The 18,868-nt window shown below is 72.7% G+C and carries 18 protein-coding genes; 9 read left to right on the forward strand and 9 right to left on the reverse strand.

Annotated features, from left to right (window positions below):
* Positions 1 to 4: 4 nt before the first annotated feature.
* From J3A75_RS00285 to croR, 5 genes are all read right to left on the reverse strand, one after another.
* Positions 5 to 472 (reverse strand): DUF2141 domain-containing protein, encoded by a 468-nt coding sequence (locus J3A75_RS00285; protein ID WP_409518652.1) that lies wholly within the window; start codon positions 470 to 472, stop codon positions 5 to 7.
* A complete protein-coding gene (crtI, locus tag J3A75_RS00290) occupies positions 469 to 2,058 on the reverse strand; it encodes a phytoene desaturase family protein (protein ID WP_058607694.1) in 1,590 nt (529 codons plus the stop codon). Before crtI ends, J3A75_RS00285 begins: the two co-directional genes overlap by 4 nt.
* Before the next feature lie 234 nt (positions 2,059 to 2,292).
* Positions 2,293 to 3,294 carry a helix-turn-helix domain-containing protein gene (locus J3A75_RS00295; RefSeq protein WP_012321945.1) on the reverse strand — a complete coding sequence of 334 codons (1,002 nt, stop codon included), beginning with the start codon at positions 3,292 to 3,294 and terminating at the stop codon, positions 2,293 to 2,295.
* Between the two features lie 139 nt (positions 3,295 to 3,433).
* Complete coding sequence (locus tag J3A75_RS00300; RefSeq protein ID WP_012321946.1) at positions 3,434 to 4,309, reverse strand: TrmH family RNA methyltransferase; 876 nt, start codon at positions 4,307 to 4,309, stop codon at positions 3,434 to 3,436.
* A 1-nt stretch (position 4,310) separates the two neighbouring features.
* The gene (croR, locus tag J3A75_RS00305) at positions 4,311 to 4,784 is read right to left on the reverse strand and encodes a 3-hydroxybutyryl-CoA dehydratase (RefSeq protein WP_012321947.1); all 474 of its coding nucleotides are present in this window, start codon (positions 4,782 to 4,784) and stop codon (positions 4,311 to 4,313) included.
* A gap of 189 nt (positions 4,785 to 4,973) precedes the next feature.
* Here croR and J3A75_RS00310 point away from each other — a divergent pair, with 189 nt between their 5' ends.
* The 3 genes from J3A75_RS00310 to J3A75_RS00320 all read left to right on the forward strand — a co-directional run bounded on the left by J3A75_RS00310 (position 4,974) and on the right by J3A75_RS00320 (position 7,497).
* Complete coding sequence (locus tag J3A75_RS00310; protein ID WP_012321948.1) at positions 4,974 to 5,579, forward strand: cation transporter; 606 nt, start codon at positions 4,974 to 4,976, stop codon at positions 5,577 to 5,579.
* A gap of 32 nt (positions 5,580 to 5,611) precedes the next feature.
* On the forward strand, positions 5,612 to 6,463 hold the full coding sequence (locus J3A75_RS00315) for a metallophosphoesterase (protein ID WP_012321949.1): 852 nt from the start codon (positions 5,612 to 5,614) through the stop codon (positions 6,461 to 6,463).
* A gap of 140 nt (positions 6,464 to 6,603) precedes the next feature.
* On the forward strand, positions 6,604 to 7,497 hold the full coding sequence (locus J3A75_RS00320; RefSeq protein WP_012321950.1) for a transporter: 894 nt from the start codon (positions 6,604 to 6,606) through the stop codon (positions 7,495 to 7,497).
* A 219-nt stretch (positions 7,498 to 7,716) separates the two neighbouring features.
* On the opposite strand, the gene J3A75_RS00325 is transcribed toward J3A75_RS00320, so the two are convergent.
* On the reverse strand, positions 7,717 to 9,162 hold the full coding sequence (locus J3A75_RS00325; RefSeq protein WP_071000418.1) for a homospermidine synthase: 1,446 nt from the start codon (positions 9,160 to 9,162) through the stop codon (positions 7,717 to 7,719).
* A 377-nt stretch (positions 9,163 to 9,539) separates the two neighbouring features.
* Between J3A75_RS00325 and J3A75_RS00330 the strand changes: the two genes are divergently transcribed.
* The 4 genes from J3A75_RS00330 (at position 9,540) to J3A75_RS00345 (ending at position 14,499) form a co-directional block, all read left to right on the forward strand.
* Complete coding sequence (locus tag J3A75_RS00330) at positions 9,540 to 9,716, forward strand: hypothetical protein (RefSeq protein WP_012321952.1); 177 nt, start codon at positions 9,540 to 9,542, stop codon at positions 9,714 to 9,716.
* 102 nt (positions 9,717 to 9,818) lie between these two features.
* The gene (locus J3A75_RS00335) at positions 9,819 to 10,502 is read left to right on the forward strand and encodes an invasion associated locus B family protein (RefSeq protein WP_012321953.1); all 684 of its coding nucleotides are present in this window, start codon (positions 9,819 to 9,821) and stop codon (positions 10,500 to 10,502) included.
* Between the two features lie 137 nt (positions 10,503 to 10,639).
* A complete protein-coding gene (locus J3A75_RS00340) occupies positions 10,640 to 14,023 on the forward strand; it encodes a hypothetical protein (protein ID WP_012321954.1) in 3,384 nt (1,127 codons plus the stop codon).
* Positions 14,020 to 14,499 carry an AAA family ATPase gene (locus tag J3A75_RS00345; protein ID WP_071000419.1) on the forward strand — a complete coding sequence of 160 codons (480 nt, stop codon included), beginning with the start codon at positions 14,020 to 14,022 and terminating at the stop codon, positions 14,497 to 14,499. The genes J3A75_RS00340 and J3A75_RS00345 overlap by 4 nt, the downstream gene beginning before the upstream one ends.
* Before the next feature lie 18 nt (positions 14,500 to 14,517).
* On the opposite strand, the gene fliP is transcribed toward J3A75_RS00345, so the two are convergent.
* The 3 genes from fliP to J3A75_RS00360 are packed head-to-tail and all read right to left on the reverse strand — an operon-like array spanning position 14,518 to position 16,878.
* On the reverse strand, positions 14,518 to 15,294 hold the full coding sequence (fliP, locus tag J3A75_RS00350; protein ID WP_029359978.1) for a flagellar type III secretion system pore protein FliP: 777 nt from the start codon (positions 15,292 to 15,294) through the stop codon (positions 14,518 to 14,520).
* A 29-nt stretch (positions 15,295 to 15,323) separates the two neighbouring features.
* The gene (locus J3A75_RS00355; RefSeq protein WP_012321957.1) at positions 15,324 to 16,391 is read right to left on the reverse strand and encodes a lysylphosphatidylglycerol synthase domain-containing protein; all 1,068 of its coding nucleotides are present in this window, start codon (positions 16,389 to 16,391) and stop codon (positions 15,324 to 15,326) included.
* 55 nt (positions 16,392 to 16,446) lie between these two features.
* Positions 16,447 to 16,878 carry a hypothetical protein gene (locus J3A75_RS00360; protein WP_029359980.1) on the reverse strand — a complete coding sequence of 144 codons (432 nt, stop codon included), beginning with the start codon at positions 16,876 to 16,878 and terminating at the stop codon, positions 16,447 to 16,449.
* A gap of 191 nt (positions 16,879 to 17,069) precedes the next feature.
* On the opposite strand from J3A75_RS00360, the gene J3A75_RS00365 reads away from it, so the two are divergent.
* Together J3A75_RS00365 and J3A75_RS00370 are read left to right on the forward strand one after the other, a co-directional pair.
* Positions 17,070 to 18,380: a capsule polysaccharide transporter gene (locus J3A75_RS00365; protein WP_012321959.1), complete on the forward strand. Its 1,311-nt coding sequence runs from the start codon at positions 17,070 to 17,072 to the stop codon at positions 18,378 to 18,380.
* A gap of 105 nt (positions 18,381 to 18,485) precedes the next feature.
* Positions 18,486 to 18,770 carry a hypothetical protein gene (locus tag J3A75_RS00370; protein WP_012321960.1) on the forward strand — a complete coding sequence of 95 codons (285 nt, stop codon included), beginning with the start codon at positions 18,486 to 18,488 and terminating at the stop codon, positions 18,768 to 18,770.
* Positions 18,771 to 18,868: the final 98 nt, after the last annotated feature.

The raw sequence follows: 18,868 nt of genomic DNA on the forward strand, positions 1-18,868 counted from the left end.
CGGTTCACCGGCTCGGCAGGGCACGGCCGAGGCGCACCCGCACGGCGGCGCCGGGCTCCCGGAGGGCGAAGGCCGCCTCGGCGAAATCGGGGCGCGCCCGCCGCCCGACCGTACCCGAGAAGCCGTAGGGCTCCAGCGGCAGGCCGAGACCGGTGCGGTCGAGGCGCCCGTTGCCGTTGGCGTCCTGGTAGGCCGCGACCGCGTAGGTGCCCGGCGGGACATCCCGGAAGGTGAACCGCGCCCGGTCGGCGGTGGCCGGCGCGTCGTCGCCGCGCAGGCACGACGACTCCGAGAGACCGCCCTGGCAGAGGGCGACCCGCACCTGGCCGCCGCCGGGCTCGATCCCGTCGACCTCGACCTGCACGACGGCGGCCCAGGCCGGCACGGTCGCGGCGCAGAGCCAGACCGCGGAGGCAACCGTCGCGCGGCCTGCCAGCCTCCGGAGATACCTCCGGTCGGTCGCCGCGCTCACGAGGCCTCGCCGGAGGTCGCCAGCGGGGCGGTATCGGGGATGCCGGCCGCGGCGGCGGCGCGGGCGCCCGCCAGTTCCTCGATCAGCAGCCGGGCGGAGATGCGGGCGCCCTCGTAGATCACCGGCAGGCCGGAGCCCGGATGGGTGCCGCCGCCGACGATGTAGAGGCCCGGTCCGAAGCGGTTGTGCGGCCGGAAATACAGCATCTGCAGGAGGTCGTGGGCGAGGTTGAAGGTGGCGCCCTCGTGGACGGCGAAATCCTCTTCCCACTGGGTCGGGTCGATGATCCGCTCGTAGCGGATGCGGGACTCGAGATCGTCGATCCCGAGGAGCTTCAGCCGGTCCAGGATCAGGGCGCGGTAGGTCTCGCGCATCGCCGCCCAGTCGATCCCCGCCTTCAGGTTGGGCACCGGCACCAGCACGTAGAGGGCCGTGTGTCCGGGCGGCGCCATGCCGCCATCGGTGTAGCCCGCGTGCTGCACGTACAGGGACGGCTGCATCGGCAGCGTGCCCTCGGTGATCTCGCGGATGTTCTTCTCGTAGCCGTCGGCCAGGAGGATCGTGTGGTGCCCGAGGCTGTCGGGCATTTTCCCCTCGAGGCCGAGATACAGCATGAAGGTCGAGCAGGAGAGCCGGGCCTTCCGGATCTTGGCATCGCGCCAGCGCGGCCGGTGCCGCTCCGGGACGAGGGCGCGGACGACCTTCGCGAAGTCGCCGTTGATCAGCACCGCGTCGGCGTTGAAGGTCTCACCGTCCGCCACGAGACCGCTGGCGCGCTTGCCGTCGAACAGCACTTCCTCGACGTTGCTGTTGAGCCGGAGATCGACGCCCATGCGGCCGGCCAGGCCCGCCATCGCCTCGGAGACGGCGCCGCAGCCGCCCACCGGGTGGTAGACGCCGTGCTCGTATTCGAGGAACGACAGGATGGTGAACAGGCTCGGGCACCGGAACGGCGACATCCCGAGGTATTTGGTCTGGAACGAGAAGGCGAGCCGCACCCGCGGGTCGGCGAAGTGTCGCTTCAGGTCGCGGTCGACGCTCCGACCCGGATGCAGGTAGGGCAGGGCGGCCAGCATGGCCGGACTCGCCATGCTGCGCAGGGTGTGGAAGGCTTGCTCGAGGACCGGCTTGAAGTAGTTCAGCTTGGTCCGGTTCTCGGCGAAGAAGTCTTTGACGTTCTTGGCGTCGTCCGGCGCGAGGCGGGCGATCTCGCGCTCCAGGCGCTCGACGTCACCGGTGGCGCTGATCGTCCCCGTGATGCCCTCCGCGCCCTCGAACACGAGGTGGTACTGCGGGTCGAGCCGCTCGAGCTTGACGTGCTCCTCCAGCCGCTCGCCGCAGCTCGCGAAGATGTCCGCGAGAATCTGTGGATAGAGGAAGAAGGTCGGGCCGATATCGAACCGGTAGCCGCCGGGCGCCTCGACGGTCTTCGTCCGACCCCCGACCTGCGGGTCCTTCTCGAAGATGGTGACGTGGATCCCGGCCCGCGCGAGCAGCAGGGCGGCGGCCAGTCCGCCCGGCCCAGCCCCGACCACGGCCACCCGGCGTCCGGTCAGCGCCCGCAACCCGTCCCCAGACTGAAGCAACGTCCTCGACTCCTCACAGAATCCCGATACCCCATGCGGCCAAGCTAGCTTCGCATCATCGGGCGGCAATTGCAGCCGTTTGTCGCGCGCAGAACGCTGTACACGATCATACCGTGGAGACGCATCCGTAAGGTTTGTGAAGGCCGGATGCGGCGCCTGCCGTCGCGGGCTCTGAGCGGCAGCCTGGCGAGCGCAGGATCCGGTGTCCTGTTCGTCCTGGCCCGCGGAGGCGTTTCAGCGCTGGCCCAGGCGCTCGTACCACGCGTGGGCCCGGGCCGGCGTCCGCTCGAAGGTCCGGACGCCGTGGGCTCCCCGCGTCCGGCGCCATGCCCGCGGCGATTCCCCGAACCGGGCGCGGAATGCGCGGCTCAGATGGGCGGGATCCTTGAAGCCGTGCTCGCTCGCCAAGCGCGCGAGCGCCCGGGTCTCCAGCGGATCCTCCAAGGCGAGCCGGATCGCCTCCAGCCGCTTCTCCCAGACGCGCTGCATGACGCCCCCGGTGCTCCGGAAGGCGCGGTACAGCACCGTCCGCGAGACGCCCGCAGCGTCGGCGAGCCAGTCCGGCGAGAGGTCGGGTGAGGCCAGATGGAGGTCCATCAGGCGCTCGGCCAGGGCGACGAAGCCGACGTCGAATTCCGGGCCCCGCAGGACGTCCGAGGCCGCCGATGGATCGAACAGGCGGCGGACGAAACCGGCCAGCTCGCCCGCGATCGCCGGCTCCTCCTCGGCCGTGGTCGTCGGCAGCCGCCGGTACAGGGCGTGCAGCCGCGCGACGAGCAGACGGTTCCGTTCCCTGTCGAGGAAGATCGGTATCCGCTCGATCGTGCAGTCTGGCAGCAGACGACGCGGTACAGTCAGTCCGATCGCGCTGGAGCGCACCCCGCGGGCATCCAGTTCCCGGCCCATGTTGGCGGCCATGATCCGGTTGCGTTGCTGCACCACCGGGCTGCCCGCGACGTCGCCGGACAGGCCTCCGGACACGTAGAGCATGAACGTGAAGTGATCCGGTGTCGCCGCGGCGTGGCGGCGATCGCGGACCATGTGCTGGGCGGAGAAGACCATCCGGCTGGCGAGGATATCCCCCAGGACCGTGCAGGACAGGTTCCCGCGGGGCACCGGCGCCCCCGCGATCCGCTCGACCCGGACGATCGGCGCCATCAGGTCGCGCCAGGCCGCGAAGGCGTGCGCGGGGTCGAGATGATCGGTGTTGAAGTGAAGCGTCGGGATATTCGACATGCGATCCGGCGCGGCGTCGGGACGGTCGTCGGATCTCAGATTGCGCGCGCCCGCGCGCGGCGTCGAGATGTCAATGTGTTCCAGCTGGAGGCGCGTTCTCCGGCCCTGTTCCGCGGCGTCTACGCGGGGAATACTGACTTCAAGAACCTGCCGGCCCCGGGTCGAACGGTTCGCCGCCGCGGCGCGCTCGCGGTTCGCCGAGGCGCCCCTGGCCGCGGGCGATGGTGTAGAGGGCGATGCCCGCCGCGGTAGCGACGTTCAGCGAGTCGAAGCCGGCGGCCATCGGGATCCGGATCGGCCGCGCCCGGGCCAGCGTCGCCGCGTCGAGGCCGGGGCCCTCGGTGCCGAGAATCAGGAGCGCCCGCGGCGGGGCGGCGCGCGCGTCCAGGGTCTCGCTCGCCCCCGGACTGAAGGCGAGCGGCCGGAGGTCGAGGGTCTCGGCCAGCCGCAGCCAGTCCTGCCCGTCCGGGAGCCGCGCGAAGGGCTGGATCAGGGCGGCCCCGGCCGAGACGCGGATGCTCTTGCGGTAGAGCGGGTCGCAAGTCGCCCCGTCGAGGAGAACGGCGTCGGCCCCGAAGGCCGCCGCGTTGCGGAAGGCGGCGCCGACATTGTCGTGATTGGTCAGGCCGGCCAGGCCGACCACCAGGGCGGGCGCGGGCGGCGGCGGCACGAGGGCGGCCGCGTCGAGCCCCGGCCCGCGCAGGCCGACCGCGAGGACGCCGCGGTGGATCGGGAAACCCGTCACGGCGCTCATCACCGCCTTGGAGGCGCTGTAGATCGGCGGCGGCTCCGGGCAGGCGGCGACGTCGGCGGCGAGGCCCGGCCAGCGCTCGGGCGCGAGGAGGATCGATTCGGCGCGGAACCGGCTGCGGCGGCCGAGCAGCAGCCGCAGGGTCACCTCGCCCTCGACGATGAAGCGCCCGGCGCGGCCCACGAGGTCGCGCTCGCGCATCCGGGTGTAGGGCTCGAGGCGGGGGTCGTCCGGGTCGGTGAGGGGCTCCGGGGCCGGGGGCACCTCAGCCCTGTGACCGGTCGGAGCGGTTCGCCAGCGGGTCGGCCTCGGCCTTGGTCGGCACCTTCACCAGCGCCTCGCCGTCGAGGACCGTCTCGCCGCCCACCGAGCACCGGCACGCGAGGCGCGCGCGCCGCCGCTCGGGCATGAGTTCGGCCACCGTCACGGTGACGTCGACGACGTCGCCGATCCGCACCGGGGCGCGGAAGTTCAGGGTCTGGGAGATGTAGACGGCGCCGGGCCCCGGAAGGCGGGTGCCGAGCACCGCCGAGATCAGCCCGGCCGTGTAGAGGCCGTGGGCGATGCGGGTGCCGAACGGCGTGCGCGCGGCGAAGTGCTCGGACAGGTGGATCGGGTTGCGGTCGCCGGTGATCTCGGCGAAGCCCACCACGTCGGAGGAGGCGATGGTCTTCGACAGGGTCTCCGACAGGCCGACCTCGAGATCCTCGAAATAGAGCACGCGCAGTTCGGGCAGCATGACGCGGCAGACCTCCGGTTCCGGCCGGTCATGCGTCTCGTGTTGCCGGCTCCGGCAACGGCGTCGCACGATCGCGGCGCCGAATCCACCCGGACAAAGGCGTAACGGCCTCGAACTTTCTTGAGCCGCGGACAGGCTTTTCTCAACAGCCGCTCGACAGGGCCGCGCGCGTCGGCGAAGAGGCGTCCCGTGATCGCCGATGATGCGCCCCGGCCCGCGCCGCCCGCCCTCCGCCCGGTCGTCGCCCGCGTGGCGGCGCTCAACCTCGGCTATTTCGGCATCGAGATCGCGGTGGCGCTCGCCATCGGCTCGGTGGCGCTGATCGCCGACAGCCTCGACTTCCTCGAGGACGCGGCGATCAACCTGCTGATCTTCGCGGGCCTCGGCTGGAGCGCGCGCAACCGCGCCCGCCTCGGCACCGCCATGGCGGGGATCCTGCTCCTGCCGGCGCTGGCGGGGGCCTGGGCGGCCTACGGCAAGATCGCCGACTTCACTGCCCCCGCCGCTCTGCCTCTGACCCTCGCGGGGCTCGGGGCGCTCGCCGTCAACCTCACCTGCGCGCTCATGCTCGCCCGGCACCGCTCCGGCTCGGGCAGCCTGACCCGGGCGGCCTACCTCTCGGCGCGCAACGACGCCGTCGCCAACCTGGCGATCATCGCCGCCGGCCTGGTGACGGCCCTCCACCCGTCCCCCTGGCCCGACCTCGTCGTGGCGGCCGGGATCGCGATCCTCAACGCCGACTCGGCCGCCGACATCCTCAAGGCGGCCGCGGCCGAGCGCAGAGCCGCGGGCTAGCGGCCCCGAGCGGCGACACGGCAGCGACCATCATGCGCATCTTCCCCATCTCGGACCTGCACCTGGAGCGGCGGCGCCTCGACCTGATCGCGCCGCCCGCGGAACCGTTCGACCTGCTCGCCTGCCCGGGGGACCTCCACGAGGGGCATCCCGAGCGGGGGCTCGCGGCGCTGCTGCATCTCGCGCAGGGGCGGCCGGTCGTGCTGGTGCCGGGCAACCACGAGCGCTACGCGCCGACCGGGGATCGGCGCACCGCGCCGGAGCTGCTCGCCGCCCTCGAGGCCGAGGTCGGCCGCCTCAACGGGCTCGGCGCGCGGATCCACCTGCTCCAGCGCGCGCGGAGCTGCGTCATCGACGGCGTCCGCTTCGTCGGTACCACCCTCTGGAGCGACTGGGCGCTCGCCGGGCGCTGGCTCGGACCGGACGCGCCGAACCGGCCCGACGATCCGGTGGCCTACGCGGCGTCCCGCATGACCGACCCCGTGACGGGCTCGCGGGAGTATCTCGGCTCGATCCGCAAGGCCGACGGCAGCCCGTGGCAGCCGGCGGACGCGATGGCGGAGCACCGGATCGAGCGGGCGGCCCTGCACGCGGCGCTCCGGACCCCGCACGACGGGCCGACCGTGGTGGTGACCCATCACCCCGCGAGCCCGCTCGCGGCCGATCGCTTCCGGGACGCGCCCGGCGTCCCCTGGTGGGTGCCGGCCTTCTACGCCAGCACGGCCCTCGACGACCTCGCGGAGACCGAGCGGCCGGGGCTGTGGATCTCCGGGCATTTCCACGCCGGCCACGATGTGCGGGTCGGCCGCTGCCGCTGGATCTCGAACCCGGTGGAGGGCACGACCTATCGCGGCGACTTCGTCGTCGAAGTCGAGGATCAGTGATTTAGTCCCCCGCCGAGAGATCGGTCTGTCGAAGCGGTGCGATCGCGCACAGCTCGGCCGTAACGGCCGGATGCTGTCGGAGTGAGCGCCCGTCAAACCCTGATCGGCCCCGGATGACGGGGCTCGGGTTCAGGGTTCCCATGGCCGGTTTTAGCCTGACGTCACGTTGGATCACGGCGGCGGCTCTTGCCGTCTCGGCTCCGATCACCGCCGCGTCGACGGCGACGACCGCGCGGGCGGCGTCCGCGGCGCAGCCGGGACAGACGGTCGGCCTGCCGGTGGGCGACCAGCTGCCGGTCGGCCTGTATTTCGTGAACCTGTCCAGCTTCGGCGTGCGCGGTACCCTCCCGCGCGACTCGTCGACCAACGTCAACCTGCCGACCTTCGCGTGGGCGACGCCCTGGAACGTCGCGGGCGCGCGCCTCCAGTTCTTCTTCACCCAGCCGATCGCGGCGGCGAGCAGCCGGGGCGCCCCATACCAGAGCGGCGTCGGGCAGCAGCTGCTGGCCGCCCAGCTCGCCTGGGACCTCGGCGGCGATGTCGGCTTCAGCTACCTGTTCGGCGGCTACCTGCCGATCCAGACGCGGTTCCTGACGCAGTCAGCCTCTCTGACCCACCGCTTCGCGCTGAGCTACACCGGTCAGGGCTGGAACCTGACGGCGAACCTGCTCTACGGCGTCTTCCTCGACACGCGCTCGCCCAGCGGCACCCTCTACCCGGACTACATGAACCTCGACCTGACCATGACGAAGAAATTCGGCTCCTGGCAGATCGGCGCGGTGGCCTTCGGCTCGACGGACCTTCCCACCGGGGTGGCGAGCTACCGGCCGCAGGGCCAGATCGCGGTGGGCGGGCTCGTCGGCTACAATTTCGGGCCGGTGAACCTGCAGGCCTACCTCACCCACGACGTGGTCGAGCGGAATTACGGCGGCCGCGAGGTCCGCGGCTGGCTGCGCGCGATCGTGCCGCTGTACCAGGACAAGAACGAGGTCGAGCCGGGCCGGACCCTCGTGACGCGGCGTCAGGCCGAGTAGCCGAACCATCGACGCGCCGCGATCGCTCGCGGCCCGCGGTGTCCGTGCTTCCGCGGCGCGGGGCCGAGGGGAGGCATCGCCCGGTCCGGCACAGCTCCGCCGTCGGGCCGTGCCCCATCGCGGCGGGGCAGGGGCGACCCGGTCACGGCCGGCGCGGATCTCGGACTTGCCCGACATCCGCGCCGCCGACAGCGGCTTGCGCCTGCTCGGCGCGGAGGCTCAGCCGTGCACCAGCACGTTGCGGAACTGCCACGGATCGCTGGTGTCGATGTCCTCCGGGAACAGGCCCGGACGGTCGGTGAGCGGCGTCCAGTCCGTGTACACGCCCACGACCGGGCCGAGATACGGGGTCTGGACCTCCAGGCAGCGGCGGAAGTCCATCTCGTCGGCCTCGACGATGCCGGCCTCCGGGTTCTCCAGGGCCCAGACCATGCCGGCGAGCACCGCCGAGGTCACCTGCAGGCCGGTGGCGTTCTGGTAGGGGGCGACCCGGCGGGTCTCCTCGATGGAGAGCTGCGAGCCGTACCAGTAGGCGTTCTTCTCGTGGCCGTAGACGAGCACGCCGAGCTCGTCGATGCCGTCGACGATCTCGGTCTCGTCGAGGATGTGGTGCTGCTCCTGCACCTGGGCCGCCTTGCCGAACATCTCGTGGAGCGACAGCACGGCGTCGTCGGCCGGGTGATAGGCGTAGTGGCAGGTGGGCCGGAAGACCGGCTTATCGCCCTCGCGCACCGTGTAGTAGTCGGAGATCGAGATCGCCTCGTTGTGGGTCACGAGGAAGCCGAACTGCGAGCCGGCGGTCGGCACCCAGGTGCGCACCCGCGTGTCGGCCCCCGGCTGCAGCAGGTAGATCGCGCAGCGCGAGCCCTTCTCCTGCTCACGGGCGTTGGCGGGCTTCCAGGTCTCGTGCGTGCCCCAGCCGAGCTCGGCCGGCTGATTGCCCTCGGAGACGAAGCCCTCGACCGACCACGTGTTGACGAAGACCCCCCGCGGCTTCGGGGTCTTGGCGCGCTGGGTGTCCCGCTCGGCGATGTGGACGCCCTTGACGCCCAGGTCCTTCATCAGGGCGGCCCACTCGGCCTTGGTCTTCGGCTCCGGCCGCTGGAGGCCGGTATCCTGGGCGATGTTCAGGAGCGCCTGCTTGACGAACCACGAGACCATGCCGGGATTGGCGCCGCAGCAGGAGACCGCGGTGGTGCCGCCGGGCTTCTGCGCGCGCGCGTCGAGGATGTTCTCGCGGAGCGCGTAGTTGGTGCGGTCGCCCTGGCTCTTGGTCTTGTCGAAGTAGAAGCCCGGCCAGGGCTCGGCCACGGTGTCGATGTAGAGGGCGCCGAGCTCGCGGCAGAGCTCCATGATGGCGCGCGAGGAGGTATCGACCGACAGGTTGACGCAGAAGCCCTGGCCGCCACCTTTGGTGAGGAGCGGCGTGAGCACGGCGCGGTAGTTCTCCGGCGTCAGGGCGACCTTCTCGAACCGGAGGCCGTGCTTCTCGGCGAGAGGCCGATGCGTGTCGACCGGGTCGATCACCGTGAAGCGCGCGCGGTCGTACTCGAAATGGCGCTCGATGAGCGGCAGGGTGCCCCGGCCGATCGAGCCGAAGCCGATCATCACGATGGGGCCGGTGATGCGGCCATGGATCGGGTGACGGGTCGGCTGATCGGTCATGCGGGACATCCTCGTCTGGCGGGCGCCGGGCGCGTCCGCTCATCTGGCTCGCGGGCGGGTTATGGCGCGCGTGTGACAGTGCGGCGACAGGCCCGCGCCGCCGGGGCGGGGCCGGGGCGGTCCAGGGTCCGAGTCGCCGGAAACGCGCTCAATGGCGGCTCGCCCGTCGCCGGTCAACCGCGCCCGCCCGACCGTTCGTTAACGCGTCCTTTCCCGGACGCGGCGCAAGCCATGAGTTCGATGCATGCGTCCCCCAACGTCTGCTCAGTGGCAGGCTCGGGATGCAGGTCTCATATTGCGGTGCAGCAAGGTCGCACAGAGGACCGCAGGAACTGGGGAACTCCGAAACGCCCGGCACCCCGCATCTGGAGTCCGCCATGCTCGCGCTCATCACATCCCGGATCCCCGGCCCGGCCGTCGAGACCGCCGATCGCGATCCCGGCTTCCTGACCCTCGTCTTCGCTGTCGCCCGCACGGTGCGCAGCGGCGCGGAGAGTGCCTTCGCGCGCCGCTGCGCCCTCGCCCGCTCCATCGGCGGCCCGAATCCTCTCTGAGAAGCGCGCAACCCACCGGCGCTGCCCCTGGCGATTGCGTCGCCCCGGCTTGAGCATTAGGCGGCACTGCCGCCCAATGGCTCTCCGGGGGATCGTGATTCCATGCCGACATTTCGTGCGCTTCTGCGTCTCAGCCTGATCGCGACGTCGCTCACGGCGGTCCCGATCCTGGCGGCGCGCGCGCAGGATGCCGAGCCCGCGGCCGCGCCGGCCGCCGAAGCGCCCGCGAAGCCCAAGCCCAAACCGCGGCCGAAGCCGGCTCCCCACAAGGCGGCCAAGCCAGCCGAGGCGGCGAAGCCCGAGGAGGCCGCCGCGCCTGCGGCCGCGCACGCCGCGTGGCCCACCGGCGCCAGCACCGTCAGCGAGAGCTACGGCGACTGGACGATGACCTGCACGCGCCCGAGCGACAAGGTCACCTGCATCGTGGCCCAGGCGCAGGGCGATTCGCGGACCGGCCGGCGCAAGTTCGGCTTCGAGCTGCAGACGCCCGCGAACGGCCGGGCCGAGGGGATCGTGCTGATGCCGTTCGGGCTCGCCATCGAGCCGGGCGTGACCTTCAAGCTCGACGAGCAGACCCTCGGCAAGGGCGCCCCCTACACGACCTGCAGCGCCGAGGGCTGCATCGTGGCGATCAGCTTCCCGACGCTCGCCCTCGACGGCATGCGCACCGCCAAGGCGCTGACCGTGACCGGCGAGAAGGCCGGCGGCACCGAGCCGGCCACCATCACGGTGCCGCTGACAGGCTTCCCGCAGGCCTTCGACCGCGCCGTCGCCCTGAGCGGCTGAGCCCGCCGCGGCCCGCGGCCTTTTCCGGTTACGGTTAAGCCAGTGTTAGCCGCGGTCGATCACGATGCCGCCGAGATGTGGCGCCGCGCGCCGCGAGCCCCTCAGGGGCCGCGCGCCGGGTTCGGATCGGCGAGGCGATGGGATCGGTTGGCGGGCGACCCCGGGTCGGTCGAGGACGTGGCGCGCGGCTGCTGACCGCGTCGCTGGCGCTGCTCGCCCTCCTGGCCGGGCTCGCTCCGGCGCTGGCCGCGCGGCTCGTCAGCATGAAGGGCAGCGAGGCCGGCACCGGGGCCGGCGGCTACGGCCGGATCGTGCTCACCTTCGACAAGCCGGTCACGGTCAAGGCGAAGCTCGCCGGCGGCGTGCTGCTCGTCAGCTACGGCGAGCGGGTCGCGCCCGGACCCGAGCATCTCGTGGACGAGATGCCGGCCTTCATCGCCAGCGTCCGCCGCGATCCCGACGGCACGGGTCTCCGCCTCGCCCTGCAGCGTCCCTTCCGGGTCAACGTCCAGTCGGCCGGCGAGCGCGTGTTCGTGGACCTGCTTCCGGAAGGGTGGTCCGGCCTCATGCCGCCGCTGCCGCCCGAGGTGGTTGCCGAGCTCGCCCGTCGGGCCCGGGTTGCCGAGGAGGCGCTCAGGGCGCGCACCCCGGAACCGGTGCGCCGGACGCTGTCGCTCGAGCTGGCGCTGCTCCCGACCCTGACGCGGCTGTCGCTGCGTCTGCCCGCGGAGGCCGTCTCCGCGGTGACCGCCGAGGGGCCCGCGACGCGCGTGCGGGTGATCGGCGCCTGGACCATCGATCCGAGCGGAACCCGCGGCCGTCCGCGGCCCGGGATCGCCAAGCTGGCGACGGAGACCGACGCGAACTCGGCGAGCCTCCTGATCACGCCCGAGGACGGGTTCACGATCGGCACGGAGCGGGAGGACGGCGCCATGTTGGTGGACGTGGTCCGCCGCAAGCCGCTGGAGCCGGCCACGGCCGCCGTCGAGGTGCCGGGGCCCGCCGCCGCGAAGCCGGCCCCGTCGCCCCCGGTCGCGCCGCGTCCGGCCCCCGCCCCGGCGCCGTCACTCGCGTCTCGCCCGCCCGAACCGCCGCCGACGCGCCGGGCCGGCGGCGGCCTGCTCTTCCCGTTCAAGACCCTCCCGCCGGCGGTCCTGTTCGAGCGCGGCGGCATCGCGACGCTGGCCTTCGAGACCGCCGAGCCGGTGGTCGTCCCGCCGTCGAGCCAGGGTCTCGCACCGACGGGCGCGCCCACCCGGACCGGTCCGCTCACGGTCGTGCGGTTCCCGGTCCCGCCCGGCCGCCTCGTCGATCTCAACGCCGTCACCACCGGGACCGGCGTGGCCTGGGAACTCTCGGCGGGGGATACGCTGAGTCCGAGCGACACGATCGATCCCGTCCGCAAGCCCGACCCGTCCGGCCGCATCGCCGTCACCCTGACTCTGCCGCATCCCGGATCGACGACGTGGCTCGCCCTCGACGACGAGCGGATCGCGGTCGTCACGTCGGCCGCGCAGCGCCCCGTCGGCAATCCCAAGAACCGTCGCTTCGTCGATTTCGAGATCCTGCCGAGCCGGCACGGCCTCGCGGTGCTCGCCGGCGCCGACGACTTGGCGGTGCGGCCCGAGTTCGAGGGCGTCTCGATCGGCCGCGAGGGCGGCCTCGCCGCCTCGATGGCGGCGCGCAAGCCGGACACGGTGCTCACCGACGCGGGAACCCTCGCGATCGCGCGGGAGCCCTGGGAGCGCGCCCGGATGGGGAATGTCCGCGAGACCCTGCGCGGCCTCTTCGACGCGGCTGTGGCGGCGCCGCCGTCGGAGCGCGGCCCGGCCCGCCTCGCGCTGGCACGCGCGGACCTCGCCAACGGCCTCGACTACGAGGGCCTGATCGCCCTCGAGATCGCGGCCGCCGACGATCCGCTCCTGGCCACGCAGCGCGAGACCGCCCTCCTGCGGGGCATCGCCCTGGTGCGGATCGGCCGGAACGCCGAGGCGCTGAAGGCCCTCAGCGTCCCGCCCCTGGTCGACGACCGCGAGGCCGCTCTGTGGCGGGCGATGGCCTCGGCCGGGGCGGGCGACTGGAAGACGGCGGAGTTGGGCTTCCTCAAGGTGCTGCCGCTGGCCAACGGCTATCCCGCGGACGTCGCGCAGCTCATCCGGGCCCGCGCCGCCGAATCGGCGATCGAGAACGGCGATGCCGAGACCGCCGCCGCGCGCGCCGAGGCGGAGCGCGCCCTGCCGCCCTGGATCCGTGATCGGCTGGCCCTGGTTCGCGCCCGCGTGGCCGAGGCCACCGGCCAGACCGAGGCGGCCCTGGACGCCTATGCCCGGCTCGACGATTCGGCCGTGCGCCCGGTCTCGGTCGAGGCCGCCCTGCGCGGCGCGCTCCTGGCTCAGGCTTCCGGCAAGCTGGCCCCCGAGGCCGCCATCGAGAAGCTGGAGCGGCTCGGCCTGACTTGGCACGGCGGCCCGACCGAGGATGGCATCACCGCGGGCCTCGCCCGCCTCTACCTCGCCGCCGGCCGGTGGCGCGACGCCTTCGCGGCGGTGCGCCGGGCCAACGTCTCCGCCCCCAACGCCCCCGGGACGGCGGCCCTGACGCGGGAGGCGCAGACGGCCTTCGAGAACCTCTACCTCACCGACAAGGGCAACACGCTGCCCGGGGTCGAGGCCGTGGCGCTCTTCCTCGATTTCCGCGAGCTGAGCCCGATCGGGCGGCGCGGCGACGAGGTGGTGCGCCGGCTGGCCGACCGCCTCGTGACCCTCGACCTCCTCGATCCGGCCGCCGACCTGCTGCAGTACCAGATCGACAATCGCCTCACCGGCCCGGCGCGATCCGCGGTAGCGGCGCGGCTCGCGACGATCCGGTTGATGGACGACAAGCCGATGGAGGCCCTGAAGGTCCTCGACGCCACCGAGCTCCCCGAGCTTCCGGGCGAGCTGAGGCGCGCCCGCGGGCTCGTCCGCGCCAGGGCCCTGTCGGACCTCACCCGCACCGATCTGGCGCTGGAAACGATCGAGGACGAGAGCGGCCCGGACATCGACCGTCTCCGCGCCGACATCTACTGGGGCGCGCGCCGCTGGCGCGAGGCCGGGGAGGCCCACGAGGCGCTGCTCGGCGACGCGTGGCAGTCCGGCCAGCCGCTGGACGAGCAGGCGCGCGCCGATGTCGTGCGCGCCGCGATCGCCTACGATCTCGCGCACGAGGCCATGGGCCTGGAGCGGCTCAAGGCGAAGTTCTCGGAAGGGATGGCTGCGAGTCCGGACGCCCGCACCTTCGCGCTGCTGACCGGCACCGACCCGACCCGGGCACCGGGCTTCCGGGACATCGCGGCGCGCGCCACGAAAGTCCAGACGCTGTCGGCCTTCCTCGCCGAGTATCGCAAGCGCTATCCGGATGCCGCCGCCCCCGATCGCGGCCGCCCCGACGCGCCGGGGGCGGGCGGCGAGGCGGCGGCCGACGGTGCGCAGGGCGGCCAGCAGCAGAGCAGCGCCGAGACACCCGGTACGCCCCCCGGGTGAGCGCGGCGGTCGTCATCGACCCGGACGCCTTCCTCGAGACCGAGCGCGGCCGCGTCTGGACGCCCGAACGGAACGCCGAGGCGTGGCGGCTGGCCCTCGCGGCGCTGAGCGCGGCGCTCGCGGCGGACTCGGTCGAGCGGCTCGTGGTCGTGTGCGGGCTGCAGGGGGCCGGCAAGTCCACCTGGATCGCCCGGCAGCGACCTCAGCTCGGCCGCGTCTATTTCGACGCGGCCTTGCCTGGCCGGCAGCACCGCGCGCCGATCCTCGCCATCGCGCGAGCCCGCGGTGTCGCCGCGGAGGCGGTCTGGATCCGCGCGCCGCTCGCGGTCGCCCTCGAACGGAACCGGCGGCGCGCCGCCGACCGGCAGGTTCCCGAGGCGAGCGTCCGCTCCGTCGACCGACTGTTCGAGCCGCCCTCGCGCGCGGAGGGCTTCGCGGCGGTCCGGATCGTCGACGCGGCGTCCCGGGCGGACTGACGGCCCGGGACGCCGCCGTCATCCGCCGTAGCTCTGGACCAGGGATCCGGCGACGAGGGTCCAGCCGTCGACCAGCACGAAGAAGATCAGCTTGAACGGCAGTGCGACCGTGGCCGGCGGGACCATCATCATGCCGACGGCCATCAGCACCGAGGCGACCACGAGGTCGATGATCAGGAACGGGATGAACAGCAGGAAGCCGATCTCGAAGGCGCGGCGCAGTTCCGAGATCATGAAGGCCGGTGTCACGATCTCCAGGCCGACATCCTCGGGGCCCTTCGGCGCCGGCACCTTGGCGAGGTCGAGGAACAGCTTCAGGTCCTTCTCGCGGACGTTGCGCAGCATGAAGGTCTTGAACGGTGCCGAGGCGCGCTCGAACGCCTGCGCCTGCGTGATCCGGCCGGCGATCAGCGGCTCGATGCCGGCGCTGTAGGCGGCGCGGCCGGTCGGGGCCATCACGAAGGCGGTCAGGAACAGCGCGAGGCTGACGAGCACCGCGGTCGGCGGCGCCGTCTGGGTGCCCAGCGCCGACCGCAGGATCGACAGCACCACGACGATGCGGGTGAAGGCCGTGGCCATCACCAGCACCGAGGGGGCCACCGCCAGGACGGTGATGAGCGCCACGAGCTGGAGGGCGCGCTCGGTGGTGCCGCCGGCGCCGAGATCGAGGGTGACGCTCTGCGCGACGGCCGGTCCGGCGGCGAGCAGTCCTCCGGCCACCGCGCCCAGTGCGGCGAGCGCGGCGAGCGCGATCCGCAGCAGGCGCGGCTTCGGGACCTCGCGCGTCCGGCGCATCGGGCGTGTCGGCACGGGAAGGTCTCGGGTCACGGACGGTCGCAACTGGGTGTGGCCGCGCGCACGCCGGCGCGGCGGGCCTCGAGGTTCTGCCAGACGAGCAGGGCCGGCAGGCCGAGCACCACGTCGGGCACGCGGCGCGCGAGCGACAGGGCGAGGGCGGTCCCGGCGTCGATGCCGAACAGGCCGCAGACCAGCACGAGCCCGCCTTCCTGGACGCCGAGCCCGCTCGGAACCAGGAAGGCAGCGGCCTTGATCGCCTGGCTCAGCGCCTCGATCACCAGGATGTCGGCCCAGCCGACATGGTCCACGCCGATGCAGGCGAGGACGACCGCGACCTCGGCCGTGCCGAGCAGCCAGGCCAGGGCGTGAAGGGCGAAGGACTGGGCGAGATGGCCCCGGCGACCCGGAGCCCAGACCGCGTCCAGCGCGCCCTGGATCCGGCGGTTCGGCTCGGGGCGGGCCTCGGCCTCGCGCACGAAGCGCCGTCCGAGGGCGGCGACGCGGTCCTCGAGCACCCGCACGATGCCGGTCCGCTGGAGAGCGAAGAACGCCGCCACCGCCAGCCCGGCCACGACGAGCGTCCGCAGCGTCCAGCTGGCGAGGGCGGCCGCCTCGGCGCCCTCGACCCGGCTCAGGAGGCCGGCGCCGAGCCCGGCGAACAGGGCGAGTGTTCCGACCTGGAACAGCATGTCGGCCAGGACGGAGGCGGCCGCCAGGGAGCCGGCGACTCCCCAGAAGGTCAGGAGGCGGGCGCCCAGGACGTCCCCGCCCACCGAGGCCACGGGCAGGAGCACGTTGATGCCTTCGCGGACGAAGCGCAGGATCAGGCAGGCCGGAGCCGTCGCGGGCGCCAGACCGTCGAGGATGCGCGCCCAGGCGAGCCCGCAGAGCAGGATGACCAGGATCCGCACCAGCGTGACGCCGGCGAAGCCCGCCACGCCGATCCGCCCGAAGGCCGCGGCCACGGCGGCGAGATCGTTGGTCGCCACGAGCCAGACCGCGAGGCCGAGGCCGATCAGGGTGCCGAACAGCGGCAGGCGACGCAGCGCGGCGTGGGCCGCCCGCCGCTTCCGGGAAACGCGGTCGCCGGTCACGGTGTGAGGGCCTCGCGTCGAGAGGCGGGCAAGAGCGCGCTCCAGGTTGTACCGGTCAGCGGACCGGCGGCGATTCGTCGGGTGGTATCGCCGCTAGAGTCGTATTGGGGCCGAATTCGGGGACCGCACGGCGCGGCAGGACGGGATTGAGCACCGCGGCGAGCGCCTCGGCGGCATCGGCCGCGGGGTCGAGCAGGACGACCCGGCCCGCGGCCAGGCTCGCGCCGGTCGCGACCGCCACGGCGCGCTTCGGGCAGGGACCGAGGCAGCCCGATTCCACGATGCGGAGCTTCTGACGGCGCCCGGCTCCCCCGTCGCGGGCGGCCCGCTTCCCGGCCTTCTTCAGCAGCGCGCGGAGATCGCGCCCGCGCAGGCCCTGCCGCTTGGCGCATTTGGAGCAGACGACCACGATCTCGGACAGGTTGGTCTTGGCCGTGCGGCCGGCCGGGCGGCCATCCGGGGCCGCGGCACGCGGTTCTGTCATCATTCAGAGACTGTAGGACGCGATACCCGTCCCGGGCTACGGCCCCCGTCGCCGCGGTGCAGCAGCCGAGAGGCGGTCGGGCCGGGCGCCATAAAAAGGGCCTAAAAGAACGGGATCCCGGTCACCGCGCACGGGCCGCCCCTCGGCCGGCGCCGCGGCAGCGGAACCGGCGCAGACCCAGGAACAAAGAGCGGATGAGCTTCGACGACGTCAAGGACGACACGCGCGAAGGCGAGATCGTGACGTTCGCCGCTCCGACCATGACGGAGTTGCGGCGCAGTGCGGAGACGATCCGGCCGGTGCCGGAGAAGCGCACCGCGCGGGCCCTCGTGACCACGGTGCGGCAGCGTCTCGACTGGAGCCGTCTGCCGGGCCTGCGCCCCCGCGAGGAGGACACCTCGACCTACGGCGCGCGGATCATCCGCCGCGTCGGCCTGTTCGTGCTCCTGCCGACCCTCGTGGTCGGGCTCTACCTGTTCGCGTTCGCGTCCAACCAGTACGTCGCCGAAGCCCAGTTCGCGGTCCGCGGCAATGTGGAGCCGATGGAGAACATCTCGCTCGGCCAGTACACGAACCTCATTCAGAAGCACAACAGCCAGGACAGCTTCATCGTCCGCGACTTCATCAACAGTCAGACGCTGGTCGAGGCGCTCGAGAAGAGCATCGGCATCTCCAAGATGTTCTCCCGGTCCGAGGCGGATTTCTGGGCCCGCTTCGACCCCAGTGATCCCATCGAGGACCTGACCAAATACTGGCGCAAGCACGTCGAGGCGCATATCGACTCGATCTCGGGCGTGATCCGGCTGTCCGTGCGCGCCTTCACGCCCGAGGACGCCCTGACCATCGCACAGGCGGTGGTGTCGCGCTCCGAGGCGCTGATCAACGACATCTCGAAGCGCGCGCAGGCCGACATGGTCGCCCAGGCCGAGGCCGACGCGAAGACCGCGCAGGACCGGCTGCGCAAGGCGCACGTGGCGCTCCAGGCGTTCCGCAACCAGTGGGGCGTGATCGATCCGATCAAGACCGCCGAGGGGACGCTGACCACGCTGACCCTCCTGCGGAAGGACAAGCTGAAGGCCGAGAACGACCTGCAGGTCCTGCGCAGCTCCAATCTCGACGAGCGCTCGCGCTCGATCCAGACGCTGGTGGCCAACATCGCGGCCATCGATCAGCAGATGAAGGCGCTTCAGGACGAGCTGACGAGCGCCAACGCCGCTGCCGGCGGCCAGAACATGACCGAGGCGCTGCTCCAGTACGAGGGCCTGCTGGTCGAGCGGACCATCGCCGAGAAGCTCGAGGAGTCGGCCCACAGCCTGCTGGACCGGGCCCGCATCTCGGCCAGCAAGCAGCACATCTTCCTGGCCACGTTCGTGCCGCCGGTCCTGCCGACCGACAGCCTCTATCCCGAGCGGGGCCACTCCCTGCTGGTGTCGTTCTTCTGCTTCCTGGTGATCTGGAGCTCGTCCGCGCTGCTGATCGCCGGCATCCGCGACCAGCGGATGTAGTCGCGGGGACCGCGGCCCCGGGATCTGGATCCCGGGGCGCGCGATCTGTAGAGGGAGGCGGCCCGGCGAACCGGGCGCCCCTGGATGAGCGAAGTCTAACGGTCCATGTCGGATTTCTCCGATCTCGTCGCGAAGGCGATCCAGCCGTCGATGACCCGTGAGGAGCGCGAGGCGGTCTACACGGTCGTGCGGCAGGCCGTGCTCCGGCTGCAGGAGCGGGAGGCGTTCCCGCCCGACGATCCGCGGGTCGCCCTTCAGCGCCACCTCGTCGAGGAGACGATCCGCGACGTCGAGGGCGACGTCGCCCGCTACGAATCCCTGCGCAAGCTCGACGCTGCCTTCGCGGCCCAGGCCGAGGCCCACAAGGCGGCCCAGGGCGGGCGGCGCTAGAGCGTCTCTCCCGCTCCGCTCCCGTCACGGCCCGGGTCCGCCCTGCGCTGGCGCGTCGGGATCCCGGGCTCCGCCGCCCGGCCCCGGGATGGCAGGGT

This window comes from Methylobacterium sp. PvP105 (genome assembly GCF_017876975.1).
In the GTDB taxonomy this organism is placed as follows: Bacteria; Pseudomonadota; Alphaproteobacteria; order Rhizobiales; family Beijerinckiaceae; genus Methylobacterium; species Methylobacterium radiotolerans.